The organism is Arthrobacter sp. B0316-1-20 (assembly GCF_059091865.1).
Window position 1 is genome coordinate 191,869 of the sequence record NZ_JBNHHC010000010.1, and the last position, 26,038, is coordinate 217,906.

General features: G+C 64.9%; 29 protein-coding genes. 18 read left to right on the forward strand and 11 right to left on the reverse strand.

The genetic code is table 11. The features are described 5' to 3' along the window. Positions 1 to 62: 62 nt before the first annotated feature. From AC5RW2_RS18245 to AC5RW2_RS18260, 4 genes are all read right to left on the reverse strand, one after another. On the reverse strand, positions 63 to 1,091 hold the full coding sequence (locus AC5RW2_RS18245; protein WP_493962635.1) for a D-2-hydroxyacid dehydrogenase: 1,029 nt from the start codon (positions 1,089 to 1,091) through the stop codon (positions 63 to 65). Positions 1,092 to 1,261: 170 nt separating this feature from the next. Beyond that, complete coding sequence (locus tag AC5RW2_RS18250) at positions 1,262 to 1,951, reverse strand: PspA/IM30 family protein (RefSeq protein ID WP_493962634.1); 690 nt, start codon at positions 1,949 to 1,951, stop codon at positions 1,262 to 1,264. A 1-nt stretch (position 1,952) separates the two neighbouring features. Then, complete coding sequence (locus AC5RW2_RS18255) at positions 1,953 to 2,651, reverse strand: hypothetical protein (RefSeq protein WP_493962633.1); 699 nt, start codon at positions 2,649 to 2,651, stop codon at positions 1,953 to 1,955. 167 nt (positions 2,652 to 2,818) lie between these two features. After that, positions 2,819 to 3,025 carry a cold-shock protein gene (locus AC5RW2_RS18260; protein ID WP_127512299.1) on the reverse strand — a complete coding sequence of 69 codons (207 nt, stop codon included), beginning with the start codon at positions 3,023 to 3,025 and terminating at the stop codon, positions 2,819 to 2,821. A 305-nt stretch (positions 3,026 to 3,330) separates the two neighbouring features. On the opposite strand from AC5RW2_RS18260, the gene AC5RW2_RS18265 reads away from it, so the two are divergent. Further along, positions 3,331 to 4,434, forward strand: a complete 1,104-nt coding sequence (locus AC5RW2_RS18265; RefSeq protein ID WP_493962632.1) for a fatty acid desaturase family protein — start codon at positions 3,331 to 3,333, stop codon at positions 4,432 to 4,434. A gap of 72 nt (positions 4,435 to 4,506) precedes the next feature. Here AC5RW2_RS18265 and AC5RW2_RS18270 read toward each other — a convergent pair whose 3' ends face one another. From AC5RW2_RS18270 to AC5RW2_RS18285, 4 genes are all read right to left on the reverse strand, one after another. After that, positions 4,507 to 5,337, reverse strand: coding sequence for an aldo/keto reductase (locus AC5RW2_RS18270; RefSeq protein ID WP_493962631.1), 831 nt, complete (start codon positions 5,335 to 5,337; stop codon positions 4,507 to 4,509). A gap of 30 nt (positions 5,338 to 5,367) precedes the next feature. After that, the gene (locus tag AC5RW2_RS18275) at positions 5,368 to 5,829 is read right to left on the reverse strand and encodes a hotdog fold thioesterase (protein ID WP_493951421.1); all 462 of its coding nucleotides are present in this window, start codon (positions 5,827 to 5,829) and stop codon (positions 5,368 to 5,370) included. A 96-nt stretch (positions 5,830 to 5,925) separates the two neighbouring features. Then, positions 5,926 to 6,219, reverse strand: coding sequence for a DUF503 domain-containing protein (locus AC5RW2_RS18280; RefSeq protein WP_493951420.1), 294 nt, complete (start codon positions 6,217 to 6,219; stop codon positions 5,926 to 5,928). Positions 6,220 to 6,229: 10 nt separating this feature from the next. Then, positions 6,230 to 6,736 carry a MarR family winged helix-turn-helix transcriptional regulator gene (locus tag AC5RW2_RS18285; protein WP_493951419.1) on the reverse strand — a complete coding sequence of 169 codons (507 nt, stop codon included), beginning with the start codon at positions 6,734 to 6,736 and terminating at the stop codon, positions 6,230 to 6,232. Positions 6,737 to 6,831: 95 nt separating this feature from the next. Here AC5RW2_RS18285 and AC5RW2_RS18290 point away from each other — a divergent pair, with 95 nt between their 5' ends. After that, the gene (locus tag AC5RW2_RS18290) at positions 6,832 to 7,482 is read left to right on the forward strand and encodes an NADPH-dependent F420 reductase (RefSeq protein WP_493962630.1); all 651 of its coding nucleotides are present in this window, start codon (positions 6,832 to 6,834) and stop codon (positions 7,480 to 7,482) included. Positions 7,483 to 7,511: 29 nt separating this feature from the next. Further along, positions 7,512 to 8,555, forward strand: a complete 1,044-nt coding sequence (locus tag AC5RW2_RS18295; protein WP_493962629.1) for an LLM class flavin-dependent oxidoreductase — start codon at positions 7,512 to 7,514, stop codon at positions 8,553 to 8,555. 56 nt (positions 8,556 to 8,611) lie between these two features. Here AC5RW2_RS18295 and AC5RW2_RS18300 read toward each other — a convergent pair whose 3' ends face one another. Further along, on the reverse strand, positions 8,612 to 9,214 hold the full coding sequence (locus AC5RW2_RS18300; protein WP_493962628.1) for an NAD(P)-dependent oxidoreductase: 603 nt from the start codon (positions 9,212 to 9,214) through the stop codon (positions 8,612 to 8,614). Positions 9,215 to 9,285: 71 nt separating this feature from the next. On the opposite strand from AC5RW2_RS18300, the gene AC5RW2_RS18305 reads away from it, so the two are divergent. The 5 genes from AC5RW2_RS18305 to AC5RW2_RS18325 all read left to right on the forward strand — a co-directional run bounded on the left by AC5RW2_RS18305 (position 9,286) and on the right by AC5RW2_RS18325 (position 13,061). After that, entirely contained in the window at positions 9,286 to 10,029 is a 744-nt protein-coding gene (locus AC5RW2_RS18305) for an NUDIX hydrolase (RefSeq protein WP_493962627.1), read from the forward strand. Positions 10,030 to 10,100: 71 nt separating this feature from the next. Further along, the gene (locus tag AC5RW2_RS18310; RefSeq protein WP_493962626.1) at positions 10,101 to 10,349 is read left to right on the forward strand and encodes a PLD nuclease N-terminal domain-containing protein; all 249 of its coding nucleotides are present in this window, start codon (positions 10,101 to 10,103) and stop codon (positions 10,347 to 10,349) included. 243 nt (positions 10,350 to 10,592) lie between these two features. After that, positions 10,593 to 11,438, forward strand: a complete 846-nt coding sequence (locus AC5RW2_RS18315; RefSeq protein WP_493951413.1) for an ABC transporter permease — start codon at positions 10,593 to 10,595, stop codon at positions 11,436 to 11,438. Continuing rightward, positions 11,435 to 12,208, forward strand: coding sequence for an ABC transporter permease (locus AC5RW2_RS18320; RefSeq protein WP_493945157.1), 774 nt, complete (start codon positions 11,435 to 11,437; stop codon positions 12,206 to 12,208). Before AC5RW2_RS18315 ends, AC5RW2_RS18320 begins: the two co-directional genes overlap by 4 nt. Then, positions 12,198 to 13,061 carry an ABC transporter ATP-binding protein gene (locus tag AC5RW2_RS18325; protein WP_493945156.1) on the forward strand — a complete coding sequence of 288 codons (864 nt, stop codon included), beginning with the start codon at positions 12,198 to 12,200 and terminating at the stop codon, positions 13,059 to 13,061. The genes AC5RW2_RS18320 and AC5RW2_RS18325 overlap by 11 nt, the downstream gene beginning before the upstream one ends. A 261-nt stretch (positions 13,062 to 13,322) precedes the next feature. Here the strand turns inward: AC5RW2_RS18325 and AC5RW2_RS18330 are convergent, their stop codons facing one another. Next, positions 13,323 to 13,811, reverse strand: coding sequence for a MarR family winged helix-turn-helix transcriptional regulator (locus AC5RW2_RS18330; protein WP_493951412.1), 489 nt, complete (start codon positions 13,809 to 13,811; stop codon positions 13,323 to 13,325). Positions 13,812 to 13,932: 121 nt separating this feature from the next. On the opposite strand from AC5RW2_RS18330, the gene AC5RW2_RS18335 reads away from it, so the two are divergent. From AC5RW2_RS18335 to AC5RW2_RS18370, 8 genes are all read left to right on the forward strand, one after another. Further along, the gene (locus AC5RW2_RS18335) at positions 13,933 to 14,865 is read left to right on the forward strand and encodes an SDR family NAD(P)-dependent oxidoreductase (protein WP_493962625.1); all 933 of its coding nucleotides are present in this window, start codon (positions 13,933 to 13,935) and stop codon (positions 14,863 to 14,865) included. Between the two features lie 2 nt (positions 14,866 to 14,867). Beyond that, positions 14,868 to 15,770, forward strand: coding sequence for an amidohydrolase family protein (locus AC5RW2_RS18340; protein WP_493951410.1), 903 nt, complete (start codon positions 14,868 to 14,870; stop codon positions 15,768 to 15,770). 29 nt (positions 15,771 to 15,799) lie between these two features. Then, positions 15,800 to 16,978, forward strand: coding sequence for an acyl-CoA dehydrogenase family protein (locus AC5RW2_RS18345; RefSeq protein ID WP_493962624.1), 1,179 nt, complete (start codon positions 15,800 to 15,802; stop codon positions 16,976 to 16,978). 34 nt (positions 16,979 to 17,012) lie between these two features. Further along, positions 17,013 to 17,468 (forward strand): MaoC family dehydratase, encoded by a 456-nt coding sequence (locus AC5RW2_RS18350; RefSeq protein WP_493951408.1) that lies wholly within the window; start codon positions 17,013 to 17,015, stop codon positions 17,466 to 17,468. 227 nt (positions 17,469 to 17,695) lie between these two features. Beyond that, the gene (locus AC5RW2_RS18355) at positions 17,696 to 18,691 is read left to right on the forward strand and encodes an ABC transporter substrate-binding protein (RefSeq protein WP_493962623.1); all 996 of its coding nucleotides are present in this window, start codon (positions 17,696 to 17,698) and stop codon (positions 18,689 to 18,691) included. Positions 18,692 to 18,893: 202 nt separating this feature from the next. Next, a complete protein-coding gene (locus AC5RW2_RS18360) occupies positions 18,894 to 19,895 on the forward strand; it encodes an ABC transporter substrate-binding protein (RefSeq protein ID WP_493962622.1) in 1,002 nt (333 codons plus the stop codon). A 177-nt stretch (positions 19,896 to 20,072) separates the two neighbouring features. Next, positions 20,073 to 21,080: an ABC transporter substrate-binding protein gene (locus AC5RW2_RS18365; RefSeq protein ID WP_493951405.1), complete on the forward strand. Its 1,008-nt coding sequence runs from the start codon at positions 20,073 to 20,075 to the stop codon at positions 21,078 to 21,080. 212 nt (positions 21,081 to 21,292) lie between these two features. Next, the gene (locus AC5RW2_RS18370; protein ID WP_493962621.1) at positions 21,293 to 22,870 is read left to right on the forward strand and encodes an acyl-CoA synthetase; all 1,578 of its coding nucleotides are present in this window, start codon (positions 21,293 to 21,295) and stop codon (positions 22,868 to 22,870) included. 136 nt (positions 22,871 to 23,006) lie between these two features. Here the strand turns inward: AC5RW2_RS18370 and AC5RW2_RS18375 are convergent, their stop codons facing one another. Then, positions 23,007 to 23,627 (reverse strand): helix-turn-helix transcriptional regulator, encoded by a 621-nt coding sequence (locus AC5RW2_RS18375; protein WP_493962620.1) that lies wholly within the window; start codon positions 23,625 to 23,627, stop codon positions 23,007 to 23,009. Between the two features lie 225 nt (positions 23,628 to 23,852). Between AC5RW2_RS18375 and AC5RW2_RS18380 the strand changes: the two genes are divergently transcribed. Next, complete coding sequence (locus tag AC5RW2_RS18380) at positions 23,853 to 24,917, forward strand: aromatic ring-hydroxylating oxygenase subunit alpha (RefSeq protein ID WP_493962804.1); 1,065 nt, start codon at positions 23,853 to 23,855, stop codon at positions 24,915 to 24,917. Positions 24,918 to 24,937: 20 nt separating this feature from the next. Next, positions 24,938 to 25,951: a PDR/VanB family oxidoreductase gene (locus AC5RW2_RS18385; RefSeq protein ID WP_493962619.1), complete on the forward strand. Its 1,014-nt coding sequence runs from the start codon at positions 24,938 to 24,940 to the stop codon at positions 25,949 to 25,951. Positions 25,952 to 26,038 lie beyond the last annotated feature (87 nt).

Sequence of the window (26,038 nt, forward strand, 5' to 3'; positions counted from 1 at the left end):
CCTGCCCTCAAGGTGATTGAGCATCTGGGATGCGTCGGGCACTCGGTGCCAAGAACATCTGGTCAGGACGGCGCGGCGAAGCCCAGCTTCTTGTCGATCACGTTTTCCAGCGGCTGCTGCCTGACGTAGCGGCCGAAGTTGCCCGCGAACTGGCCGGCGAGCTGCGGCAGCCAGCCCCGGGCGTCGCCGCTGAGGTGCGGGGAGATGATCACGTTGTCCATCGCCCACAACGGGTGGTCCGCTGGTAACGGCTCGACTTCGAATACGTCCAAGGCCGCTCCGGCGATGGCTCCGGTCTGCAGCGCGTCCACCAACGCCTCGGTATCCACGCAGGCACCGCGGCCCACGTTGATCAGCCGTGCGGTGGGCTTCATGGCCTTCAGCACCTGCACGTCGATGAGGTGCCGGGTCTCCTCTGTCAGCGGTGCCACCATCACCACCCAGTCGAAACCATCGACGACGTCGGCAAGTTCCGAGGATGCGTACACCTCGCCGAAATCCGCATCGCCGCTGCGTGCCGTGCGTCCGGCCCCGGCGACGTGCAGGCCCACGGCTTTGAGCACGCGGGCAATCTCGCGGCCGATGGCGCCGGTGCCGACGATGAGCGCCCGGGAGTCTTCCAGCCGCTCGGTTTCCTTATGCTGCCAGGTCCGCTGCCGCTGCAGGGACAGCAGTCCGGGCAGGTTCTTGGCGAAGGCCAGCATGCCGGTGAGCACGAATTCGGCCATCGGCCGGTCGAAGATGCCGCGGGCATTGGTGACCACCACGCCGGATTCCCGCAAGTCCTCGAACAGGAGCTTGTCCACGCCGGCGGCTGCCACGTGGATCCACTCCAGCGAGCCGGCGGCATGCCAGGCATCCTCCAGCGCGGAGGAGAAGAAGTCCCAGAGCAACAGCACCTGCGCACCATCGAGGGCCTCGGCCAGTTGGTCCGCGGTGGCATACCGCACCTCGGCGGCAGCTTCCACCTCCTCCATGCCAGGCGGGAGGCTGTCCTTGTAGAGGACGGTGACCACCGGCTTGTGACCCGCCATGGGGCGCTCCGAGCCGCTGGGCTCGGGGGCTTGGCGTTCCGTCAAGGTTTCCTGCATCCCAGCCATCATCCTGCTTTCCGTCGCGGCACTGCCCTGGCCCCAAGGACCGTGACCATCCTAGAGGAGCCAGCGGTTCCGTGGCCGTTGAGCGCCCGGGGGAAGAGACTTGGTCCACGAGCAGCGCTGTACCGCCCGCCTGGAAAATCATGTGCGGGGCGCTGGGAATTTCACATGCGCGGCGGCTGGTTGCCCTTGGTCTTGAGTTCGCCCAGCTGGCCCTCGACTTCCGCGCTGGCCTCGAGCCATTCGAAGGCGGCCTGAACCTGGGGCGAGTCCGGATCCGACCAGGCGATTTCATTCCGGGCATTGGCCTCTGCCTCGATCCGCCGGGTCTCGCGCTCGGCCTCCCGGGCGGCCGACTGGATACCATTGGCGCTGCCGGCTGCAGCCGACGCTGCCTGCTGCATGCCGAGCGTGGCTTGGGCCACGCTGTGGCGGGCTTGGAGAGCCTGGAACTGCATCCGGCTTTCGTCGATCCGAAGAGACAGCCGGCCCAGCTCGCCGTTCAGTTGGCGCCAATGTTCGGCCATGCGATCATACTGTCGGGAGAGCGCTTGCACCCTCTTGGACGCGGTGATGCTGCGGTGCAGGGCCTCGCGGGCCCCGTTGTCGTCGCCTCGGGCAACGCATTCCTCGGCGTAGCGGTCGCAGTAGGACTGCTCTGCTTTGGCCTCGTCCAGCAGCAACTCGATCCGCCGGCAATCAGCGGCGATGTCGGCAACGCTGCGGCGGGCCTGCTCCACCGCGTCTACCTGTTGTTGCTGGCTTGCCGCGATGGTTGCCAGCGGATCCACTGGTGCTTCTTTGGCCGTGCGGTTGGCACGGATAATGCGTCCGATGCGGCGTTTGATGGACACATTAGCTCCTGGTGGGGTTGGGCCGGCGTTGCGCCGGGGCAGTCCGGCGGCGCGGCTGGACGTCCAGCCAACCGTGCGGCGGGGCAGCGGCGCCGAAGCCGCCAGGCGCGCCGCGGTAGGCCGAGGACCACGCATGCAGCGCCTCGATCTCGCGGGACAAGTGCCTGCCGGCCAGCTCCAACTGCTCGGCGTCGGCGGAATAGCCGGCTTCCATCACATGTTGCCGCAGTTCGCCGGAAAGCCGGTTCAACTGCTCCGCCCGGCCCGCCAAGTTGGTGGCCAAGGAGCGCTTCACTCCAGGCTCCGGCTCTCCTTCGGCCAGCTTCAGCTGCGTATCCAGGGATCGGGACGCGGCCTGAAGCCGGTCCGCCACCAGTGGGAGTTCGCCCACGGGGCGGCCCTCTGCGAAGGCAGCGGCCAAAGCGCGCCCCGTCGCTTCAGCCGAGCGCTGCAGGCCGAGCCGTTGCCGCGCAAGGCGGCGCCCGGCGTCGTCCTTGGTGTAGCTACGTACGGTCAGGGTCCCCGTGCGGAGCCCGTTCCGGAGCCGGCGGGAGCGCCGGATCCGGCGGATTACCAGCCACAGGCCGACGGCAGCCGCAGTGCCGACGCACAGCATGGTGATGCCGGTGAACAGAAGAATTTGCAGGACCATGTCAGCTAGGAAGGATCCGGAACTCGCGGTCGCTGGGGTCGGTGGCATGCCTTAAGTTTGCCCCCGGATGCCGGTTCCTGCCAGTGGGAGGGAAAGTTACCCCAGTGGGAGGCAAAGTTGCCGGCAACAGGCGGGTGCGGCAAAAACAATGGAGCCGGTTCCCGTGTGGGAACCGGCTCCATTGGAAAGACTAGTGCGGCGTTGCCGCTACCGTCTTAGAGGCCGCGGATGTTGGCAGCCTGCAGGCCCTTGGGGCCCTGCACGGTTTCGAATTCGACCTTCTGGTCTTCACGCAGTTCGCGGTATCCGCCACTGTTCTCGATGGCCGAGTAGTGAGCGAAAACGTCGGCCGAGCCGTCGTCCGGAGCGATGAAGCCGAAGCCCTTTTCAGAGTTAAACCACTTGACGGTTCCAGTTGCCATTTTTGTACTCCTCCGAGTAATTCACGATCCGCGGACTTCACGAATCGCTTGCAGCGGTGTTTTTCGTCCGCCGTTCAGAGAAGCACAAGCCCTTCGGTGAAAGGCTCGTTGCTCAAAATCAAATGCGCAACACAACAACTACAAGATTCACAGTACACGATACTGGAGGGGATGCCGAATGGCGGTACCACGGCCGTGCTGGGTCTAGCGTCCGTTCAGCAAGGCAACGTAGAGTGATCTTCATCTACGGGGTATCCGCCCTACTGAAGCGGCTGGGAAGTCGGACGCAATCCACTGAAGGCCGCATGAGCATATCTGTATCTCCACCCGCACCCACCACCCGCAGCAGGCGCGGCTCCTCAGCCGCCACCGGCTACTCCCAGCTATTGAACACGGTGCGGGACGCCGGCCTGCTCAGAAAGCGCCGCGGCTTCTACATCAGCCTGTTCGCGGCGCTGGCATTGGGCCTCGGCGGCGCGGTTACCGGGTTCGTGCTGCTGGGCCACAGCTGGTACCAGCTCCTGATCGCCGCAGCACTCGGCATCCTGTTCACACAGCTGGCGTTCCTGGCCCACGAGGCGGCCCACCGGCAGGTCTTCGAGACCGGCCCCGCCAATGACCGGGCCGGAAGGTTCCTGGCCAACGCTGTGGTGGGAATCAGCTTCCAGTGGTGGATGAACAAGCACAGCCGCCACCATGGCAACCCGAATACCATCGGCAAAGATCCGGACATCGAACAGGACACTATTTCCTTCCTGCCGGAGCAGGCGGCCGAGCGCAAGGGCCTGATGGCCTGGTTCACCCGCCGCCAGGGCTACCTTTTCTTCCCGCTGCTGATGCTCGAGGGCCTCAACCTGCACGCCACGTCGATCAAATCGTTGTTTGCCCGGGGTGAGGTCAAGGGCCGCAAGCGCGAACTGTCCATCCTCTTTGCCCGGTTGTCGCTGTACATCGCCGCGATCTTCATCTTCCTGCCCACCGGCATGGCGTTCGCCTTTATCGGGGTCCAGCTGGCTGTCTTCGGCGTCTACATGGGTGCGTCCTTCGCGCCGAACCACAAGGGCATGCCGTTGATCCCCAAGGACTCCAAGGTGGACTTCCTCAGCCGCCAGGTCCTGACCAGCCGCAACATCATCGGCCGTACCCGGCTGGGAAGCGGCTCCATCAACGCCTTCATGGGCGGGCTGAACTACCAGGTGGAGCACCACCTCTTCCCCAGCATGCCGCGGCCCAATCTGGCTAAGGCCGCCGAGATTGTGCGCGAATACTGCGCCACCCACAAGATCCCTTACACGGAGACGTCGCTGCCCAAGTCCTACGGAATTGTGGTCCAGTACCTGAACAAGGTGGGACTCTCCGCCCGGGACCCGTTCGATTGCCCGATGGTGGCCCAGTACCGCCGGCTCTAGCGCTCGGCTTCTAGCGCCCAGCAGTTTCTCCCGGTTGCCGGTGTCTAACGCGGACACCGGCAACCGTCGTTTCTAAAGCTGGGTGAATTCGGCCGTGGCCGGATCGGCGCCGATGCGGCCACCGGCGTCGAGCGCTGTGATGGCGGCCAGGTCCTCCGCATCCAGCGTGAGCCGTGCCGCGGCCAGGTTCTGCGCAATCCGGTCCGGATTGGCGGACTTGGGGATCACGATATTGCCGTTGGCCAGATGCCAGGCGAGCACCACTTGGGCCGGGGTCGCCAGGTACTTGGCCGCGATGGCGGTAACCGTCCGGGTCTCCAGATCGGCGCCCTGGCCCAGCGGGCTGTAGGCTTCGACGGCGATGCCGTGCCGGCGGCTGAGCGCTGCCACGTCGCGCTGCTGGAAGGTCGGGTGGATCTCGATCTGGTTGACCGCCGGCACCGTGCCTCCGGCGGCCAGCAGAGTTTCCAGGTGGTCGGTTAGAAAGTTGGAGACGCCGATGGCCCGGCTAAGGCCTTCGGTGTAGATCTCTTCAAGCACCTGCCAGGCCTGCAGGTAAAGGTTCTGCGACGGCACCGGCCAATGGATCAAATACAAGTCGACGAAGTCCAGGCCGAGTTCGCGCAGGCTGTTGTCGAAGGCTTCGCGCGCGGTCGCCTGTTCGCCGTTGCGCAGCTTGGTGGTGATGAACAGATCCTCCCGCGCAATCCCGCTGGCCTTGATGGCGGCGCCCACACCGGACTCGTTGCGGTACGCGGCAGCCGTGTCGATGTGGCGATAGCCCGCTTCAAGCGCAGCTTCGACCGCCTGCTGGGTTTCAGCCGGCGGCACCTGGAAGACGCCGAAGCCCAGCTGCGGGATGGCGACGCCGTTGTTGAGGTCGATCGTGGGCACAGAGACCATGGGAATGCTCCTTCGTACAGGGGTGCGGAACTACTTCTTCGGGACCAGCACGCCGAACACGCGTAGTTCGGCCAGATGCTGCCCGTCCTGGTCGTGGATGGAAATATCCACAATGTTGTTACGGCCGAAGCGGGTGCGCTCGACGCCGGTGGCAACCAGCCGTGAATTCGCCGCGCCGGGTGCGATGTAGGTGATCTCGGCCTGCCGGGAGACGGACGGGCGGCCCAACGACTCGCACACAAACGCGAAGCAGGTGTCGCCCAAGGTGAACAAGTATCCACCATGCAGAATGTGGTGGCCGTTCAGCATGTAGTCCTGGACAGCCATGGCCATGACCACGCGGCCCTCTTCGGCCTCGAGCACCTCAATGCCAAGGTGCTGCGACGCTTTGTCGGACGCGTAGCGGTGGCGGACAAGGTCCTCGACCGTGGCAAACTGCGCATTGGTGGCAGGGGTGGTCAACAGTGTCCTCCCGGACGTGGCGTGGATCATTGGCGTGATCCACGCTACCAACATCGGCGCCCGAACACTTCGCCCCTACGGCCCATGATCGGGCGGCCGCCGCGCACAAAGCCGCGCTGCCGGAGATCAGTCCTCGCTGGAGAGGATCTTCCGTCTGGTGCTCAGCAGGTCGACGCCCGGCCGGTAGGCGACGTAGTTTTCGGCGGAGTCCAGCACCTGCACCACATGGGCCCGGTCGGCGCCGACCAAACCGATACCCACTTCCGCCCGGCGGTAGAGGTCCTGCTGGCCGACCTCGGCCACGGAAACATCGAACCGTTTCCGCACTTCGGCGATGATCGGCCGCAGCACGGAGCGTTTTTCCTTCAGCGAATGAACATCGCCCAGGAGCAGGTCGAACTCAATCCAGCCGATCCACATGGGGACGATTCTAGGGCAGGTGGTCCATCGCCTCGCACGGGCTGGAATTGGGCTGGGCTCGGTGGATTTCCATGGCGAGCCGCTGGATGAGTCCGGACAACTGGGCGACCTCGTCCGCTGCCAAGCCCGAAAGCAGGCTCTGTTCAGCAGCGGCCACGCGGACCTCATAAGTCGAGAGCACCGTGCGCCCTTGCCCGGTCGGGACAATCTTCCGCGCGCGCCGGTCGTTGGCCGCGGGGACGCGTTCCACCAATCGGGCCGCCACCAGTTTGTCCAGGAGGTAGGTCAACACCGTGCGGTCGATCGCCAGATGCGCACCCAGAGCCTGCTGGTTCGGCGGATCCCGGTGGACGACGGCGGAGAGCACCTGATAGCCGCGGATACCCTCCGGCATGTCAGCGACGGCCTCCTCGAACCTGGACTGGTATCCGCGCAGCACCATGCCCAGGTTCCAGCCGAGATCGCCGGGAATCTGGTCCTGCGTCCGGCCAGCGGACGCTGTGGGTGCTCCTGTCATGCCACACATCATAACCGGTTTCACGAAGTTGCACAGATAATCTGTGTCCAATATAGTCTGTCCAGCAACATACTTTTTCTCAACTGGAGTTTGGCGTGGACCGTGGCGTGATTGGCATTTTGGGAGCGGGACGGGTGGGCACAGCTGTGGCCCGGCAGTCGCTCAAAGCCGGATTCCGGGTGAAGATCGCCACGGCCAAGCCGGCGGACGAGATCGCCTTGTTGGCCGAGATCATCACGCCGGGAGCAGAAGCGGTTGATGCGGCCGAAGCAGTGGCGGCGGACCTCGTCGTCGCGGCCGTTCCGCTGCACAAGTACCGCACGCTGCAGCCGGAGCTGTTGTCCGGAAGGACCGTCGTCGATGCGATGAACTACTGGGCGCCGACCGACGGTGTGATCGCCGACTTCGACGACGACGCGCGCGGCAGCAGCGAGGTCATTCAGGAGTTCCTGGCCGGCGCCCGCCTGGTCAAATCGCTGAACCACATTGGGTACCGCGAGCTTGAAGTGGACGGCCGCGAAGCCGGGGCCGCCGATCGCCGGGCCCTGGCGCTTGCCTCGGATGACCACGGAGCCAAGGCCCTGGTCGCTGGCTTTATCGACGGGATCGGTTACGACCCGGTGGATGCCGGCCCGCTGTCGGCCGGCCGCGCCTTCCAGCCTGGCACCGCCATTTTCAACGCGGCGCACACCGCCGAACAGCTCCGCGGCCTCTTGGCCGAGGCCAACGAACCCGCCCGTCCCTGACCACGTCATCGGGCAGAACAGGAAACACGATGGAAATCGGTGCTTACAGCTTCGGCGACACGCAGCTGAATCCGGACGGCTCGCAGCGCGCGACGTTCGAGGCGGTCCGCAATCTCTTCGAGGCCATCGTCCACGCCGATGAGGCCGGGCTGGATTATTTCGGCATCGGCGAACACCACACCACCAGCATGCCCGCGTCCTCGCCCGGCGCGATCGTAGCGGCAGCCGCGGCCGCGACGAAGCAGATCAAGCTCGGCAGTGCCGCCAGTATCATTTCCACCGACGACCCGGTCCGCGTGTTCCAGCAGTTCGCCACGGCCGACGCGATCTCCGGCGGGGGCCGGATCGAAATCACCGCGGGGCGCGGTTCGTCGGTGGAAACCTTCCCGCTCTTCGGTTACGACCTGGGCGACTACGACGAGCTGTATGCGCAGAAGCTGGACCTGTTGATGACCATCAACAACAGCACCACGCCCGAGGTCGCCTGGAGCGGCTCCCGGCGGCCAGCCATCGCGGACCTGGCCGTGGTGCCGCGCCCCGCCGCCGAACGGCTGCCCATCTGGCTGGCCACCGGAGGGAACGCCGGTTCGTCGGCCCGCGCGGGGCAGCTGGGCCTGCCGGTCTCCTACGGAATCATCGGCGGGGCCCCGCACCGGTTCGCGCCGCTGGCCGAGCTGTACCGGCGCTCCGCTGCCCAGGCCGGCCATTCGGGTCCGGAGATCAAGGTTTCCGTGGCGGCGCTGGGGCTGGTGGCACCGACCAAGCAGGAGGCCCTGGACAGGTTCTACCCCGGCTGGCACAACCTGAATGTGGAAATGGGACGGCTGCGCGGCTGGCCGGCGCCGGACCAGAGAGCCTTCCTGGCCCAGGCCGAGGCCCCGGGCGCCTACTACGTGGGGGACCCGGATGAAGTGGCAGAGCGCATCGTCCATCTGCACGGCCATCTGGGGCACATGCGGCACTTCCTCCAGACCGACATCGGCGGGCTGCCGCATGAACACCTGATCGAATCCATCACGTTGCTGGCCAGCGAGGTGAAGCCGCGCGTCGAACGCCTGCTGTCCCTTAAGTAGGCGTGGCCGGGGCGCCGGCGCTGTACACCGCCGGCGCCCCGGGTCGCGGGACAGCCCTAGTTGGCTACTGTGAAACGCCGGTTTTCATGCTGCGGGTATTCCAGTTCGTCCAGCACGGCCACGGCAAAATCCTGGCTGGAGACGCTCTCGCCCGCAGGGGAATCGGCACCCAGCTTGTAGGTGCCGGTGCGTTCGCCGGGCGCGATCTGCGGGGCGGGAGCCAGCATGGTCCACTCCAGACCGGACGCGGAGCGGTACAACTCCAAAACTTCGGCCATGGTAGTGGCTTCGGGCTTGTAGTCCTCCGGGAAATCGGGCAGATCCTTCAGCTGCACGCCGTCCACCTCGGTGGCACCGGCGCCGCCGACCACGAACAACCTCGCAGGGATGAGGGTCTCGGAGATTGCCTCGTGCGCATCCACGAACGGCGCGTGCGGTTCTCCGGTGCGCGACGGCGGGATGGAAAGGACGACGACGTCGTGCTCGCCGGCAATCTGCTTGTAGGTCTTCAGATCGGAGTGCTCCGCAGCCCGGGCCGTGGCGCCGTCCACCGCGGTGCCGCTGCGCGAGATGGCGGTGACCTGATGGCCGCGGCGCAGTGCCTCTGCGGTGATTTGGCTGCCGACCATGCCGGTGGCGCCGTAGACGGCAATCTTCATCTGGAAATCCTCTCATCGGGCGAAGCGGTCATCTGGCACCGACGTTTCAGCCACGACCTAAGCTAGGGAACGTGGACAAGACGGTGGACAGTCAGGCGAACCAAGCGGAGCTGGCGGCAACAGTCGTTTTGCTGCGCGATCATGCGGACGGACTCGAGGTCCTGATGCTTGAACGGCCTGGCAAGGGAACCTTCGCCGGGGCCTGGGTATTCCCGGGTGGCAAGGTGGACCCGGACGACTATCTGGCGGCCCAAGCGGAAGCCGGCGTGCCCGCACCGGCGGGCACCGCCGTCGTCGATGGCCATGCCAAGCAACTGGCCGCGGCGAGGAATGCGGGCGTGCGCGAGACGTTCGAAGAAACCGGGCTGCAGATCGCCGGGCAGGAGCTGGTGCACCTCTCCAACTGGGTGCCCCGACACAGCCTGGTTCGCCGCTTTCAAACCTGGTTCTTCGTGGCGGCAGCGCCGGCCGGCGAGATTCGGCTGAACGACGGCGAGCTGGCCGGCTACACATGGATGACGCCAGCGGAAGCACTGCGCCGGCACCAGTCCGGTCGCATGCAGTTGGTCCCGCCGACCTGGGTCACCCTGCACGAACTGAGCGGCTTCGCAACCGTGGCCGACGCCTTGGATGCAGCCCGCGGGGCGCAGCCCTTCGATTTTGAGAGCCATGTGATCGATGATCCGGTCTATGGGCAGACCATCGTCTGGGCGGGGGACGATGCGTACCCCGGTCCCGGACCGGCGGCTTCCGCGGGGTCCAGGCACCGGCTCTCCACTGGTGCGCTGCCGTGGCGGTACGAACGGTACCACTAAAGCCCTACTCCGCCCGCGGATGCGCGCCTACACTGGTGGCACCTGCTGCCTGCATAGACCGGGAGACCGCCATGAAGAACGCAATGCTGAGGGCCACCAAGAAAAAGTCCTTGAAGGATCTGAGCGGGGACCAGAAACGGCGCGTTGCCGTGACGGCCGCGGTGCAGATGGCCTTGCAAGCCGCCGCACTCAAGGACCTGAAGAAGCGGTCGAAAACCTTGATCAACGGACCAAAGCCGGCGTGGTTCGCGGCGTCCTTCGTCAATTTCATCGGCCCGGTGGCCTACTTCCTCTTCGGCCGAAAGCGCTTAGGTCACTAAGCACAATCCGTTGAGGATTTCAATCTACCCGCTTCAAGCACCGTCAAACACTGTCTTGTGGTTTCGGCTGAGTAACGATGCCCTAGAGTGTTTGACGTCACTGAGTGGCATCGACCACACTTGAAATAGTGAACGCGTGTTCGGTCAGCGAACAAGCGCGGTCTGTATCCCCGTTCTCCTCGGGGCAGAAGGAGTGGAAATGAAATGTGCGCTGAATAAAGCGCCGCACCGGGATGAGCTGCCATGAGCGCTCCTGCTGTGACAACAGACGGCCAGGGCGCCGCGGTCAGCCGGTCGCCGAAGCGGCCGGCAAAGAAGCGCCCCACCAAGCAGTTATTGGGGCTGGCCGGGATCTTGGCGTTCTTGCTGGTGTGGGAACTAGTGCCGCGGGTGGGGATTGTCGAAGCGCGCTTCCTGCCGCCGGCATCCGAGGTCATCGCGATGCTGTTCAACGACTTCGGGCTGACCGCGTTTTGGTTGGCGGTGGGTGAGACCATGTTGGCTTGGCTGCTCGGCTTGCTGATGGCCGTGCTGCTGGCGGTGGTGCTTGGTTTCATCATCGGTTCGTCCAACTTCCTGCGGAAGGTCACTAACTCCACCGTGGAGTTCCTGCGCCCGATTCCGTCGGTGGCGTTGATTCCGCTGGCCGTGCTGCTGTTCGGCGTGAAGATCGAGTCCTCGCTGATGCTGATTGTGTATGCGTCGTTCTGGCAGGTCTTCATCCAGGTGCTCTACGGGGTGGCGGATGTGGACAACGTGGCGATGCAGACAGCGAAGTCGTACGGCTTGGGCCGGTTCGCCCGGGTCCGCTACGTGGTGTTCCCGACCGCTTTGCCGTACCTGATGACCGGTGTGCGGCTGGCGGCTGCGGTGGCGCTGATTCTGGCGATCACGGCCGAACTGGTGATCGGTTCTCCGGGTCTGGGCCGGGAGATCGCGCTGGCGCAGTCCGGCGGGGCGATTTCCGGGATGTATGCGTTGGTGTTGGCCACCGGTTTGATCGGCGTGCTGATCAACCTGGTGATGCGTTTCATTGAGCGCAAGACCCTGTCCTGGCACGAATCGATCCGGTCCGAGGTGATCGCATGAAAGTCCTGAAGGGCATTGCCTACGCGCTGGCGCTGCCGGTCATCCTGGTGCTGATCTGGTGGGGATCCACGCTGGGCACGACGAACTTCTTTGTTCCGACCCCGGCAACGCTCGCGGAAGCGTTCGCCGAGACTTGGTTCGGTGAGCGGATCTTCTCTGACGTGTTGCCGTCGATCGGCCGGCTGCTCGTCGGTGTGATTGCCGCGATCGTGATCGGTATTGCTGCCGGCCTGCTGATCGGTTCAATCAAGTGGCTGCGTGACTTCACCGAGCCGGTGCTGGAGTTCTTCCGCGCGATCCCGCCGCCGGTGCTGATTCCGGTGCTGATGCTGCTGATGGGCATCACCGACTCGATGAAGGTTGTGGTCATCATTTCCGGCTGCATCTGGCCGGTGCTGCTGAACACGATCGAGGGTGTGCGGGCGATTGACTCGGTGCTCTCGGATTCGGCCCACACCTACGGGATCGGCGGTTGGGCGCGGGTACGTTACCTGGTGCTGCCGTCGGCCGGCCCGCAGATCATGGCCGGTGTCCGCCAATGCCTGTCGATCGGTTTGATCCTGATGGTCATTTCCGAAATGTTCGCCTCGTCCTCGGGGCTGGGCTTTACCATCGTGCAGTTCCAGCGTTCCTTTGCGATTCCGGAGATGTGGTCCGGCATCGTGGTGCTGGGCCTGATCGGTGTTGCCATGTCATTCATCTTCCAATGGACCGAGCGCAGGATCCTGCGCTGGTACCACGGCCTGCGAGAGGTAGAAAATGCAGCCTGAAACCACCCCCGTTTCGACCGGCAGGACCCTGCCCGAAGGCCAGGCCATGCTCTCGGTCCGCGGCGTCAAGAAGGTCTACCACACCGACGGCGGCGACATCGAGGCGGTGCGCAACCTGACCTTCGACCTGAAGGCAGGGGAGCTGGCCTGCCTGGTGGGCCCGTCCGGTTCCGGCAAGACCACGTTGCTCAAGTGCATTTCCGGCCTGCTGGCGCCCACCGAGGGCGAGGTGCTGCTGGACGGTGCCCGGGTGACCGGCCCGCCGAAGAAGATGGCGGTGGTGTTCCAGGAATACGGCCGCTCGCTGTTCCCCTGGATGCGGGTGCGCGAGAACGTGGAGCTGCCGCTGAAGAACGCCGGCATGGCCAAGGCCGAGCGCGACAAGCTGGTGGACGAGGCGCTGGAGGCCGTGGGCCTGGACCATGTGCCGCAGTCCTACCCGTGGCAGCTCTCCGGCGGCATGCAGCAGCGCGTGGCGATCGCCCGTGCGGTGGCCTACCAGCCCGAGGTGCTGCTGATGGACGAGCCGTTCGCGGCCGTCGACGCGCAGACCCGCGCGGACCTGGAGGATTTGATCCGCACGGTTTGGAAGAAGCTTGGCGTGACCGTCCTGTTCGTGACCCATGACATCGACGAATCGGTGTACCTGGGCCAGCGCGTGATCATCCTGTCCTCTTCGCCGACCGTGATCCAGGAAGACCTGGAGATCGATCTGCCGGACGAGCGCGACCAGCTCAACACCCGCGCCCTGCCGCGGTTCACCGAGCTGCGCCACCACGTGTACGAGCAGATCCAGCTGGCCAAGCAGGGCCACCGCCCCGCCGCCGCCACTCAGGCCGGCAGCGCAAGCTAACCAGGCTCAAGAACAGCCAGGCGCCGGCCACTTCCTTCGCGGAAGCGGCCGGCGCCTGGCTTTTTCGTTGGTCTGGGCCGGTCCGCCGGCCGGCCGCTCGCCCTGCGAAGCAAACCACAATCGACTATTCGGCTGCCGTCCTTCTCAGCGCTGAAAAGGGCGGCAACCGAAGAGTCGATGTCGATGGGGCCGGGCCGTGGAGATCGGGGCGTGCGCGGCCGGGTCATGCAGAACTGTGCCGCGGCTTAGAGGGGGCGCTGCTCAGAAGGCGATACGGCGGAGCAGGTCGCGCAGCGTCTCGCGCTCCTGGTCATTCAGCTGCGCCAGGGAATGGTCGGAGGCCTGCCGGACGATCGCTTCGGCCCGCTTATAGAGCCTGCGGCCGGCGGGCGTGGGGGCGATGACCTTGGACCGGCGGTCGCGCGGATCGGCTTCACGCGTCACCGCTCCACGCTTCTCCAGCTGGTCCACCAGGGCCACGATCTGGCTGGGATCCAGGCTCAAAAAATCTGCCAGTTCACGCTGCGAGGGGTTCTGTCCGCTGCAGGCCAGTGAGAGGACCGAGTAGGAGCGGACCTTCAAATCAAGCTCGGCCAGCATGTTGTTGGCACGCCCGGAGCCGAGCGACCGCGCCCGGGCGGTGAGGAATTCGATCTCGCTGGCGAGGTCGGTGTTGTACAGCCGCTCGACGCCGCTGCCCTCCGCCGTCTGGCTGGCCGTGCCTGCGTCGGCCGTGGTTGGTGCGGACATGTTCCCTCGCTACATCTCGATGCTGGAAATATGATTGACTTTTTCAATCATATGGGTTGTCATTGGTTTCAGACCAGCATAAACCCATGCGCCCCTCAGGTGCAGGAACAAGGAGCATCAAATGTCACTGGCCGGAAAAGTAGCCATCGTCACCGGAAGCGGCCGCGGCCTCGGCCTGGCCTACGCCCAGGAGCTTGCCCGCCAGGGAGCCGCCGTCGTCGTCAATGATGTTGATGCACAGGTGGCCGAGGAGGCCGTCGCCAGCATCACGGCGGCCGGCGGCAAGGCCACCGCCGTCGTGGCTCCGGTGGGTTCCACCGAAACTGCCAAGCAGCTGGTGGGCACCGCCGTCGAGACCTTTGGCGGGCTGGACATTCTGGTGACCAACGCGGGCGTGCTGCGGGACAAGTCGCTGCTGAAGATGACGGACGAGGACTTCGACCTGGTGATCAACGTGCACCTGCGCGGCACCTTCACCTGCGTCCGCGAGGCCTACGCCTACTTCAAGGAAAACGGCGTGGCCGGCCGGATCATCACCATCGGCTCGCCCACCGGACAGCGCGGCAACTTCGGCCAGACCAACTACGCCGCCGCGAAGGCAGGCATTGTGGGCATGGTCCGCACCTGGGCACTGGAGATGAAGAGGGCCGGCGTCACCGCCAACGCCGTCATCCCGGTGGCCGCCACCGCCATGACCAAAACGGTGCCGTTCTTCCAGAAGGCCGTGGAGGCGGACGAGCGCGGCGAGGCCATGCCGGACTTCTTCCGCAAGGACCTGGGCTTTGGCACGGCCGACGACGTAGCCGGCCTGGTTGCCTACCTCGCCTCCGACGCGGCGGCCAAGGTGACCGGCCAGGCGATCGGCGTGGGCGGCGACCGCCTGCAGCTGTGGTCCCATCCGGAAGCCGTGGTCTCCGAGTTCATGGACGGCGGCTGGACCTACGAGGCGCTGAACGAGCGCTTTGAGGACCTCTTGGGTGGCCGGCTGCAGAGCGTGGGCGAGGAGTTCCCCGAGCTGCCGGCTGAACTGCAGCCTGAGCCGGCGGCGAAGTAGCCATGGCCCCCACGCGCTACGAGCTGGGTCTGGACGTCGCCTCACTGACCGCGATCGACATGCACGTGCATGTCGAGATCGACGGCCACGGGCACGTCTCGCTGCCGCAGGAACTGATGGACGCCTCGAGCAAGTACTTCAAGGCCGAGGAGCGGACACCGTCGCTGGACGCCATTGCGGCGACCTACCGGGAGCTCAAGATGGCGGCCGTGGTGTTCACCGTGGACGCCCGGACCCGGCTGAAGCACGCGCCGAACAGCATCGAGGATATTGCCGAAGGCGCGGCCCGGAACAACGACGTGCTGATCCCCTTCGGGTCGGTTGATCCGCTCACCGGTGCCGAAGCGATCGACCGGGCGAAACGGTTGGTCGAGGACTACGGGGTGCGCGGGTTCAAATTCCACCCGAGCCTGCAGGGCTTCAATCCGTCCGACCAACGGTACTACCCGCTGTGGGAGGCTCTGCAGTCGCTCGGCCTGCCGGCCGTCTTCCACACCGGGCAGAACGGCATGGGCGCCGGCACGCCCGGCGGGTCCGGGATAAAACTCGGTTACTCCAATCCGCTGCTGCTGGATGAGATCGCCGCGGACTTCCCCCAGTTCCAGATCATCATGGCTCACCCGTCGGTGCCGTGGCAGGACGAGGCCAACTCGATCGCCACGCACAAGTCGAACGTGTTCATCGATCTGTCCGGTTGGTCGCCCAAGTATTTCCCGGAGTCATTGGTGAAGCTCTCCAACTCGGTACTGCAGGACAAGGTGCTCTTCGGCACCGACTACCCTCTGATCACCCCACAGAAATGGCTGGGCGCCTTCGCGGACCTCGCGTTGAAGGACGAGGTGCGTCCGAAGATCCTTAAGGACAATGCGGTGCGCCTGCTGGGGCTGGACGGGGCGCAGCGATGAGTGCCGTCGCCGAAGAGAGGGCAGGGGCCATGGCTGAACAGTTCTACCCGTCAGACCAGTACGGCTATGCCACCCTGCTGACCGACGCCGAGCGTGACGTGCTCGGCCGGCTGCGGACGGTCCTGCAGGAACAGGTCCAGCCGCTGCTGGCCGACTACTGGGAACAGGGCGAGTTTCCCTACCAGATTGCCCAGCCGCTCTACGACCTGGACCTGATGGCCCCGGCGGAGCTGACCGGCGGCGGCGCCAAGCCGTCCGGGCTGTACGAGGGCTTCCGCAACTTTGAACTCGCCCGCACGGACGCCTCCGTTGCCACCTTCTACAACGCACAGTCCGGGCTGTTCCGCACGGCAGTCAATTTGGGCGGCAGCGCAGAGCAGGCGGCCGAGCTGGACCCGAAGATCCGTAGTTTCGAGTTCAAGGGCGTTTTCGCGCTGACCGAACCGGAGCACGGATCGGACATCGCCGGCGGGCTGGAGACCAGCGCCCGGCGCGAAGGCGACGAGTGGATCATCGACGGCGCCAAGCGCTGGATCGGCGGAGCTGTTACCGCCGATGTGCTGGCCATCTTCGCCCGCGACCAGGCCGACGGCCAGGTCAAGTGCTTCCTGGTGCCAACCGATGCTCCCGGCGTCGAGCTTTCCAAAATCCTGCGCAAGACGTCGCTGCGGATGATGCAGAACGCGGACATCACGCTGTCCGGCGTGCGCGTCCCGGACTCGGCGCGGCTGCAGAAGGTGAACTCGTTCGCGGACGTGGCCTCGCTGCTGAGGAACATGCGCTCGGACGTTGCGTGGATCGCCGCCGGGCTGCAGGCCGGGGCCTACGAGGCAGCGCTGCGCTACGTCAAGGAGCGGAAGCAGTTCGGCAAGCCGCTGGCCGGCTTCCAGCTGATCCAGGAGAAGCTCGCCACCATGCTCGGCAACGTCACGGCGTCGCTCGGCATGGCGGTGCGGCTGACCCAGCAGCAGGAGGAAGGCATCTACAAGGATGAAAATTCCGCATTGGCCAAGATGTTCTGCAGTGCCCGGATGCGCGAAACCGTAGCCCTGGCGCGCGAGGTCGTCGGAGGCAACGGCATCACGCTGGACACCGACGTCGCGCGTTTCCACGCCGATGCAGAAGCCGTCTATTCCTACGAGGGCACGCATGAGATCAACGCCCTGATCGTCGGCCGGGCCATTACCGGCACCGGCGCATTCCGCTAGACCACACCAGCAACACAGTCCCCAAGGAGCAATCATGAGCAACACCGTCGTCAACTTCGAAGATCTGCCCAACCTGGTTGGCAAGGACCTCGGCTACACCGACTACCGCGAGATCAGTCAGGACCAGATCAACACCTTCGCGGATGCCACCGATGACCACCAGTGGATTCACACCGACGTGGAGAAGGCCAAAGAAGGCCCCTTCGGCGCGCCGATCGCGCACGGCTTCCTGACCCTGTCCCTGGTCATCCCGCTGTGGAGCGAATTGTTCGACGTCGAAGGCGTCAAGACCAAGGTCAACTACGGGCTGGACCGGGTGCGCTTCACCAACCCGGTCAAGGCCGGTTCCAAGGTCCGCATGCACTCCGTCATCGCCGAGGTCACCGAGGTCAAGGGTGGCGTGCAGATCAAGACCAACAACACCATCGAGATCGAGGGCGAGGAACGCCCCGCGGTCATCGCTGAGTTCCTGGCGCGCTTCTACGTCTGACGGCCCGGCCGGTGTCGGCCGCGGCGCGGCCGGGGACGGGCCGGACCCGGTCCCGTCCCCGGCCCGGTCCCGTCCGGCCTCGGGTCCCGGCGACGCACTAACATCACAAACGGGCCACGACTATTGATTTATTCAACTATTGTAACTACGTTGTAGTTAGCTGTGGTGCTGGTCACAGTCAGCCCCCGATGGTCGGGGGACGGCACTACGGAACACAAGGAGCATTCATGAAGAAGCATTTGGCTAAACTTCTGGCTGGCGGCGCCATTGCGGCGATGGCACTGACCGGCTGTGGATCCGGCTCTCCGTCCGGGTCCAACGAAGCCCCGGCCGCCGAGTCCGGTGCCGCGAGCGGCGGCCTGACCAAGATCGCGGTGGGCGTGCTGCCGATCGCACCGTCGGGTGCCATGCAGTACGGCATTGACGAAGGCATCTTTGAGAAGCACGGGCTCGACGTCGAGCTCCAGACCGGGCAGGGTGGCGCGGCAATGCTGCCGGCAGTTTCCACCGGCACGATGAACTTTGCCGTGGGCAACCCGCTGTCGGTGATGACCGCAGTGGACAAGGGCCTGGAGATGAACATCGTCACCGGCTATAGCAACTCCAAGGCCGAGGGCGAAGATATCAACGCCGTGATCGTCAAGGCGGATTCCGGGATCAAGTCGTTCGCGGATCTGGAGGGCAAGACCACCGCCGTGAACACGCTCAAGACCCAGGGCGACCTGACCATCATGGAATCCGCCGCCATCGACGGCGGAGATCCGTCGAGGCTGAAGTTCAGTGAAATGCCGTTCCCGGATATGGAAGCCCAGCTGGAACGCGGCAACGTTGATGCTATCTGGGTTCCGGAGCCGTTCCAGTCCAAGGCACTGGCCAACTCCGACTACAAGCTGTTGGGTTACCCGAACCAGAAGGCCTTGCCGGGCCTGCCGACCATGGTGACCTTCACCAGCGGCAGCTATGCTGACCAAAACCCGGAGGTCGTGGCCGATTTCAAGGCGGCTGTTTCGGAGACCCTGACCGCCGCAGAAGCGGATCCGGCCGGTGTCCGCGCCGTCTTGCCGGACTTCATGGGCATGCCCGAAGAGGTGGCCAAGAACCTGAAGATGGAAACATTCGACGCCAAGGTGCCTGTGGACGTGCTCAGCGACATGGGCGAGCTGATGGTCAAGTACAAGTACGTGGACAACCAGCCGGACGTGCCGGCCATGGTCGTGAAATAATTCGATCCAGCATCGAGCAGGGGCGGTTCCCGGTTTTTCGGGGGCCGCCCCTGCGGCGTGTGATGCCCGGGGCACGGCGTTGGCTGGGCGGGCTCAGCTAAGTATTAGCTGCATGAGTGGGGATCGGACAGCCCCCACTGTGGCCTGCCCGACAACCGCTGCCTAGACTCCCATGAAACGCTGAAAACACACGAGGGAGTGCATGATGAAGCGACTTGTCACCATGGTCTGTGCCGCCGCTGTGGCGGCAACGTTGGGGGCCTGCGGCGCGGGGTCGCCGTCCGGAGAACCGGCAGCTACCGACGGCGGCGGCGCCTCGCCGGCGGAGGGGATGACTTCGGTGAAGGTGGGTGCGATTCCGATCGGCGACGTGGCACCGCTCCACCTTGGCAAGGCCAAGGGGTTCTTCGAAGAGGAAGGGCTCGACCTGGCCATCGAGAACACCACTGGCGGCGCCGTCTCTGTCCCGGGCGTGGTGAGCGGCAGCTTCGACTTTGCCTTCGGCAACACCGTCTCGCTGATGGTGGCCCGCGACCAGGGGTTGGACCTGAAATACGTGGTCAACGGAACCCGTGCCTCCAACCAGGACGACGTCGACTTTGCCGGCGTCGTGGTGGCGAAGGATTCGGACATCACATCGGTTACGGATCTGGAGGGCAAGACGGTCTCCTCCAACAATCTGGCCAATATCGGCGACACCACTATCCGGACCGCCGTGGATAAGGCCGGCGGCGACGGCTCCAACCTGAAGTTCGTGGAAGTTGCCTTCCCGGACGCGCTGGCCGCGGTGGAGAACGGCCAGGTGGACGCCGCGCTCATCCTGGAGCCCTTCCTGACCTCAGCCATCAAGAGCGGGGCGCGGGTAGTGTCCTGGCCGTACCGCGAAACACATCCGAATTTGGACATCGGCGGCTACTTCACCTCCGCGGACAAGATCAAGCAGGACCCGGAACTGGTGCAGAAATTCACCGCGGCAATGACCAAGTCGATGAACTATGCCCAAGAGCACCCGGACGAGGTCCGGAAAATCATCGGCACCTACACCAAGACCGACCCGGCGCTGCTCAAAGAAATCGTGCTGCCGCGCTTCGACCCGAAGTTCGACCGCGACGCCGCCCAGACGCTCGCCGATGCAGTGCTGAAGTACGGCACCGTCGACAACAAGGTGGACCTCGACGCGCTGCTGCCGGCAGCTAACCAGTGACGTCGCGGAAGCTGTCGGCTGCACCGGCTTATTGGCCCACGCCGCTGCTGGGACGACGCCAGATTCCGAGGCTGAGGAGCCCGGTTGATAACAATCCGGACGCTTCGTTGACCTCTACCACTATGGATGTAGATACTGTGAGTGAGCTGGGGCACACTCGTGCCTTAAGGCAGATTGATGGGAGAGGGAACCGTGAAGAAAATCAGGGCAGCAGTGGCATTGGCGGCGGTGCTGGCGTTGACGGCGTGTGGCGGTGGAAGCCCGTCGGGCGGCGGCGGGGAATCCGCTCCCGCGGGTGGCGGCGAAACAGCCGGTGGAATGACAAAAATCAACGTTGGTGTCATCCCCATCGTGGACGTAGCGCCGATTTACCTGGGTAAAGAGCAGGGCTTCTTCAAGGAGGAGGGGCTGGACCTGGAGCTGACCTTGGCGCAGGGCGGTGCGGCCATCATCCCGGCGATCACCAGCGGCCAGATGGACTTCGGATTCAGCAACGTCACCTCGCTGGTCATTGCCCGGTCCAAGGGCCTGGACATGAAGATGGTTGCCAACGGTGTCGCCACCACCGGCGACCGGGATAAAGACTTCGCCGCTGTCATGGTCAAGCCGGACAGCGGCATCAAGGACATCCCCGACCTCGTGGGTAAGCGGATCGGTGTCAACACGCTTAATAACATCAGCGATTCCACCATCCGCGAAGCTGTCGAGCAGTCCGGCGGCGATTCGTCCAACCTGAATTTCGTGGAAATGCCGTTCCCGGACATGCCCGCGGCCTTGGCGAACGGCCAGGTGGACGCGATTGCGGCCGTCGAGCCGTTCGAGACCATTGTGAAAGACGACGGCGCCGTCCCGGTCTTCTCCAACTATGCGTATCCGGTCAAGGATCTCACCGTGGCGACCTACTTCACCTCCGACAAGAACGTGCAGGAAAAGCCGGAAGTCACAGCAGCGTTTGTCCGCGCCATGAAGAAGTCGCTGGCCTTCGCCAACGATAATCCCGAGAAGGTGCGCGAGATCCTGCCTACCTACACGAAGCTGGATCCGGCCGTGATCGAGAAGCTGACCCTGCCGAAGTTCCCGCAGGAAGTGAACGCCGACTCAATCAAGGAGATCGCCGACATCTCGCTGAAGAACGGGCTGATCGACCAGGTTCCGGACATGCAGGCGCTGCTGCCGCAGCAGTAAAGCCCACACCATGCGCCGATGATGCCTCTTCCCTGGCGGAAGGGGCATCATCGGCGTTTATGGACGCCGGCCCCAGCCTTATTCGGACGGCAATCTCAACTATTGACTTTTTCAACTAAAACGCATTAGGTTGAGTGTGAGCCGCAGTGATGCGCTTCACGGCGGCTTCATTGGGTAGCCCGGGCGCCGGGTACGTCGAAAGGGTTTGAACGATGCAGAATCAGGGGCTCGGTGCCTGGATCCACAAGCGCCGCATGAAGTCCGCGGCCAAGACCGCGATCATCAGCACAGCGGGCGAGATGAGCTACGGAGAGTTCGCCGAGCGTGTCGACCGGCTGGCCAATGCGCTGGCGGACCGCGGCATCGCCCAGGGCGACCGGGTGGCCTATCTGGGGGAGAACCACCCGGCCTTTTTGGAGACCTTCTTTGCCTGCGGAACGCTCGGAGCCATCTTCGTGCCCCTCAATACCCGCTTGGCACCGCCTGAGGTTCAATTCGCCCTGCAGGACTCCGGCAGCCGCATCCTCGTCCATGCCCGCACTTTGGAGCCGCTCGCGGTCCGCGGCAGCACCCTGCTGGGTATCAGCCACCGGATCGTGGTCGAGGACGGCCCCGCGGGGAACGGAAACGGCCTCCCCACGGCAAGCCCAACCGAGGCAGGCGGGGAGGGCACCGCCGTCGAGCTGTTGGAGCACGTCATTGCCTCCGGCAGCGAGGAGCGCCGCGATGTGGCCGTCGCGCTCGATGACCCGGCCATGATCCTCTACACCTCCGGTACCACCGGCCGGCCGAAGGGCGCGCTGCTCACGCACGGCAACATGACCTGGAACAGCATCAATGTGCTGGTTGATTTCGACATGGCCAGCACCGACGTCGCCCTGATGATCGCACCGATGTTCCACGTCGCGTCGCTGGGCATGGGTGTGCTGCCGAGCCTGCTCAAGGGTGCGACCGTGGTGCTTGAGCCGAAGTTTGAGCCAGGCCGGACCCTGCAGCTGATCGAGCAGCACAAGGCAACCTTCATCAGCGGCGTGCCGACCACCTATCAACTGCTGTGCGAGCATCCCGACTGGGACAAGACCGACATCAGCTCGCTCAACAAGCTGACCTGCGGCGGCTCCGCGGTGCCGATGCGGGTACTGGAGGCCTACGAGGCCCGCGGACTGTCCTTCACCAACGGCTACGGGATGACGGAGACAGCGCCTGGCGCCACCACGCTGGCCGCGGAGAAATCGCGCCCGAAAGCCGGATCGGCAGGACTTCCGCACTTCTTCACCGATGTCCGGATTGCCGACCCGATGGGCGAAGTGCTGCCGCCGCGCGAGGTGGGCGAGATCCAGATTTCCGGCCCCAACGTGATCCGCGAGTACTGGAACCGGCCCGATGCCACGGCCGAAAGCTATGCCGACGGCGTCTGGTTCAAGTCCGGCGACATGGGCTACGTGGACGACGAAGGCTTCCTGTTCATTTCCGACCGGCTCAAGGACATGATTATTTCCGGCGGCGAGAACATCTACCCAGCCGAAGTGGAGCAGGTCATCCTGGAGCTGGAGGCGGTCAGCAGCGCGGCCGTGATCGGCATTCCGGACCAGAAGTGGGGCGAGGTCCCGCGCGCGGTGGTGACCGTCCGCGAAGGCTTTTCGGTGACTGCCGAGGACATCCAGCAGCACCTGGACGGGCGGCTGGCCCGCTACAAGATCCCCAAGTCCGTGGTGATTGTGGAGGACCTGCCGCGAACCGCCAGCGGCAAGATCCGCAAGGCGGACCTGCGCAAGGAATACTCCAACTAGCCTGCCGATGTCCGGGTGCCGCTAACGTCCTACCGAGGACCAACGACGGCGGTGCCCGGCTCCCATTCGGCGGCTGACGACGGCGGTGCCCCGGCTTCGGCTCTTCCGGAACCAGCGCCGGGCTGCTTTCGGGCGGCTACTTCCTGGCGCCGGCAGCCTGCCGGGAGCCCGGCCGGCTGGCATAGAGCTGGTCGATCAGGGCGAGCCCGCGCTGGGCCCAGGCAATCTCTTGGTCGGCCCGGGCCACCAGGCCTTCATACGTGAAGCGCTTGAAGGCCTTGACCCGGTCGCGGTCGGCATCGGGTGTAATGGCCAGACGGCGGTTCAGCATTTCGCTGGCGTCCTGGTCGATCTCGCGGATCCGCTGCTCCCATTGCTGGCGTAGGCCGGTGTGGTGCTCAATGTGCGCGCGCATCTGCTCACGCGCTGCTTCGGGCTCGGCCCACTCCAGGTACGCGGCCTTCAGGTGCGCTGGATCCCGCACCCGGGTGTACTCGAGGGTGGTGTTCATCCAGTCCCGGAACGCCTTCACCCCGGCGTCGGTGATGTGGTACCGGCGCTTCTTGCCGCGCTGGCCCCAGGTGACTTCCTCGCCGTCGAGCAGGCCTTCCTTCTCCATCCTCCGCAGCTCCGGGTAGATCTGTGAGTCCGGTGCGTGCCATACGTGCCCTACGGAGGATTCAAATTCCTTGTAGAGGTCGTAGCCGGTCATGGGCTCAACGCTGAGCAGCGCCAGCAGGGCGTAGCGAAGACTCATTGATCCAACTTTCTATTCACCTGTGTTGCTAATCACTATATCCATCGATAGTCTGAGATTCACGCCACTATCTATGTTGATAGTTAGTTGGCCCGGACCCGGAGACGGGACCGCCATCGGCAAATATATCGGAGCTGCGTCACTGTGGATGCCAAGCTCCACGTACCGGAAGGAATCGTTGTGACAACTGCTGTGCAGACCGCCAGCTCGACTACCCACAAGGTCATGGGCCACCCGCTGAACGCGTGGTACGTGGCGGCCTGGGACCATGAGGTCACCCGCAAGCCGATGGCCCGGCGCATCGCCAACCGGCCACTGGCGCTGTACCGCACGGAAGACGGCAAGGCTGTGGCTCTCGCCGACGCCTGCTGGCACCGGCTGGCACCGCTCTCCATGGGCAAGACCATGGGCAAGGACGGAATTCAGTGCCCTTACCACGGCATTGTTTACAACTCGGCCGGGCGGTGCGTTTCGATGCCGGCCCAGGAGACCATCAACCCGTCGGCCACCGTTCCGTCCTTTCCGGTGGTGGAGCGCCACCGGTACGTCTGGGTCTGGCTGGGCGACCCGACGCAGGCCGATCCGGGTCTGGTGCCGGACATGCACCAGATGGACTCGCCCGATTGGGCGGGCGACGGCGAGACTATCCACGCCGACTGCAATTACCAGCTGGTGCTGGACAACCTGATGGACCTGACCCACGAAGAGTTCGTGCACTCGTCCTCCATTGGGCAGGAGGAGCTGAGCGAATCCGACTTCGTCGTCACGCATGAGGGCAATACCGTCACCGTGACCCGTTGGATGCACAACATCGACGCACCGCCGTTCTGGCTGAAGAACATGCGGGATAAGTTCCCTGGCTTTGAGGGCAAGGTGGACCGCTGGCAGATCATCACGTTCCAAGCCCCTTCCACCATCTGCATCGACGTCGGCGTGGCCAAGGCGGGCACCGGCGCGCCGGAGGGCGACCGCAGCCAGGGTGTCAACGGCTTCGTGATGAACACGATCTCGCCGGAAACCGACCGGTCCTGCCACTATTTCTGGGCGTTCATGCGCAACTACCGGCTGGACAGCCAGCTGATCACCACCCAGCTGCGGGACGGTGTGCACGGTGTGTTCGGCGAGGATGAGGAGATGCTCAAGGCGCAGCAGGAAGCCATCGATGCCAATCCGGACTACGAGTTCTACAACCTGAACATCGACGCCGGCGGCATGTGGGTGCGCCGGCTGATCGAGCGGATGCTGGTGGCCGAAGGCCGGATGGCTTCCGCCGTCCCGGCCGGCCGCTGAGGGAAGGCGTAGGCGGCGACATGGCAGCAACAAATGTAGAAGTCTGGCAGCACGCCACCGTGCTGGACGTGCAGGACGTGGCGGCCGGCATCCGGCGCATCGTACTGGAACCGGCTCTGCCGAAAACCGCAGAACCGGGATCGCACATTGACCTGAAGGTCCGGATTGCCGGCCAGGAGGACAAGCGTTCCTACTCCATCGTGGACTCCGCCGACGGCGGGCGCCGCCTCGCGCTGAGCGTGCTGAAGGCGCCGGCTTCCCGGGGCGGATCGGAATTCATGCACACGCTGGCGGCCGGCGACACGCTGGAGATCACCCAGCCGCTGCAGAACTTCCCGCTGCGCGTCGGGGCCGAGCGGTACATCCTGTTGGCCGGCGGTATCGGCGTGACTGCGATGGTCAACATGGCGCGGGTACTCAAAGCCGTGAAGGCCAATTACCACATGGTTTATGCCGGACGCAGCCGCGAGGCAATGGCCTACCTGGACCAGTTGCGGGAGGAGCACGGGGACCGGCTGCAGGTCCACGTGGACGACGAAGCCACATCGCTGCAGGTGGGCGAACTGGTGGCCGGCGCGGACATGGATACCGAGCTGTACATGTGCGGGCCCATTCGCCTGATGGACGCGGTCCGCCGGGCCTGGACGGAACGCGAACTGCCCGCGGCGAACCTGCGCTACGAGACGTTCGGCAACAGCGGCTGGTACGACCCGGAGGAATTCGTGGTGCGGATCCCGCGGCTGGGCATCGAGGCCACGGTAGGCCAGGGCCGCTCCATGCTTGAGGCCCTCGAAGAGGCCGGCGCGGACATGATGTTCGACTGCCGCAAGGGCGAATGCGGACTCTGCGAAGTCCGCATACTGGAACTGGACGGCGCGATCGACCACCGCGACGTTTTCTACAGTGAGCGCCAGCAGCGAGCAGCGGAAAAGATGTGTTGCTGCGTCTCCCGCGCCGTCACGTCCGGCACCGGCGCGCAGTCCGACGCCGCTCCCGGCCGCGGCCCAGCCGTCGTCACCATTGAGGTCTCCTGACCCGCCGGTGATCGACCAAAGGCGCTTGCGTTCGCGGTGGTCGAACAAAGGCGCTTGCGCCTGCGTGGAGATCCGGCCGAACGGCGC

What these genes read in the sequence shown, in the direction of transcription:
- AC5RW2_RS18245 (WP_493962635.1), bottom strand. Translation starts at nt 1,091, where the DNA reads ATGCAGGAAACCTTGACGGAACGCCAAGCCCCCGAGCCCAGCGGCTCG.
- AC5RW2_RS18255 (WP_493962633.1), bottom strand. Translation starts at nt 2,651, where the DNA reads ATGCCACCGACCCCAGCGACCGCGAGTTCCGGATCCTTCCTAGCTGAC.
- AC5RW2_RS18260 (WP_127512299.1), bottom strand. Translation starts at nt 3,025, where the DNA reads ATGGCAACTGGAACCGTCAAGTGGTTTAACTCTGAAAAGGGCTTCGGC.
- AC5RW2_RS18265 (WP_493962632.1), top strand. Translation starts at nt 3,331, where the DNA reads ATGAGCATATCTGTATCTCCACCCGCACCCACCACCCGCAGCAGGCGC.
- AC5RW2_RS18270 (WP_493962631.1), bottom strand. Translation starts at nt 5,337, where the DNA reads ATGGTCTCTGTGCCCACGATCGACCTCAACAACGGCGTCGCCATCCCG.
- AC5RW2_RS18275 (WP_493951421.1), bottom strand. Translation starts at nt 5,829, where the DNA reads ATGATCCACGCCACGTCCGGGAGGACACTGTTGACCACCCCTGCCACC.
- AC5RW2_RS18280 (WP_493951420.1), bottom strand. Translation starts at nt 6,219, where the DNA reads ATGTGGATCGGCTGGATTGAGTTCGACCTGCTCCTGGGCGATGTTCAT.
- AC5RW2_RS18285 (WP_493951419.1), bottom strand. Translation starts at nt 6,736, where the DNA reads ATGACAGGAGCACCCACAGCGTCCGCTGGCCGGACGCAGGACCAGATT.
- AC5RW2_RS18295 (WP_493962629.1), top strand. Translation starts at nt 7,512, where the DNA reads ATGGAAATCGGTGCTTACAGCTTCGGCGACACGCAGCTGAATCCGGAC.
- AC5RW2_RS18300 (WP_493962628.1), bottom strand. Translation starts at nt 9,214, where the DNA reads ATGAAGATTGCCGTCTACGGCGCCACCGGCATGGTCGGCAGCCAAATC.
- AC5RW2_RS18310 (WP_493962626.1), top strand. Translation starts at nt 10,101, where the DNA reads ATGAAGAACGCAATGCTGAGGGCCACCAAGAAAAAGTCCTTGAAGGAT.
- AC5RW2_RS18315 (WP_493951413.1), top strand. Translation starts at nt 10,593, where the DNA reads ATGAGCGCTCCTGCTGTGACAACAGACGGCCAGGGCGCCGCGGTCAGC.
- AC5RW2_RS18320 (WP_493945157.1), top strand. Translation starts at nt 11,435, where the DNA reads ATGAAAGTCCTGAAGGGCATTGCCTACGCGCTGGCGCTGCCGGTCATC.
- AC5RW2_RS18325 (WP_493945156.1), top strand. Translation starts at nt 12,198, where the DNA reads ATGCAGCCTGAAACCACCCCCGTTTCGACCGGCAGGACCCTGCCCGAA.
- AC5RW2_RS18330 (WP_493951412.1), bottom strand. Translation starts at nt 13,811, where the DNA reads ATGTCCGCACCAACCACGGCCGACGCAGGCACGGCCAGCCAGACGGCG.
- AC5RW2_RS18335 (WP_493962625.1), top strand. Translation starts at nt 13,933, where the DNA reads ATGTCACTGGCCGGAAAAGTAGCCATCGTCACCGGAAGCGGCCGCGGC.
- AC5RW2_RS18340 (WP_493951410.1), top strand. Translation starts at nt 14,868, where the DNA reads ATGGCCCCCACGCGCTACGAGCTGGGTCTGGACGTCGCCTCACTGACC.
- AC5RW2_RS18345 (WP_493962624.1), top strand. Translation starts at nt 15,800, where the DNA reads ATGGCTGAACAGTTCTACCCGTCAGACCAGTACGGCTATGCCACCCTG.
- AC5RW2_RS18350 (WP_493951408.1), top strand. Translation starts at nt 17,013, where the DNA reads ATGAGCAACACCGTCGTCAACTTCGAAGATCTGCCCAACCTGGTTGGC.
- AC5RW2_RS18355 (WP_493962623.1), top strand. Translation starts at nt 17,696, where the DNA reads ATGAAGAAGCATTTGGCTAAACTTCTGGCTGGCGGCGCCATTGCGGCG.
- AC5RW2_RS18360 (WP_493962622.1), top strand. Translation starts at nt 18,894, where the DNA reads ATGATGAAGCGACTTGTCACCATGGTCTGTGCCGCCGCTGTGGCGGCA.
- AC5RW2_RS18365 (WP_493951405.1), top strand. Translation starts at nt 20,073, where the DNA reads ATGGGAGAGGGAACCGTGAAGAAAATCAGGGCAGCAGTGGCATTGGCG.
- AC5RW2_RS18370 (WP_493962621.1), top strand. Translation starts at nt 21,293, where the DNA reads ATGCAGAATCAGGGGCTCGGTGCCTGGATCCACAAGCGCCGCATGAAG.
- AC5RW2_RS18375 (WP_493962620.1), bottom strand. Translation starts at nt 23,627, where the DNA reads ATGAGTCTTCGCTACGCCCTGCTGGCGCTGCTCAGCGTTGAGCCCATG.
- AC5RW2_RS18380 (WP_493962804.1), top strand. Translation starts at nt 23,853, where the DNA reads ATGGGCCACCCGCTGAACGCGTGGTACGTGGCGGCCTGGGACCATGAG.
- AC5RW2_RS18385 (WP_493962619.1), top strand. Translation starts at nt 24,938, where the DNA reads ATGGCAGCAACAAATGTAGAAGTCTGGCAGCACGCCACCGTGCTGGAC.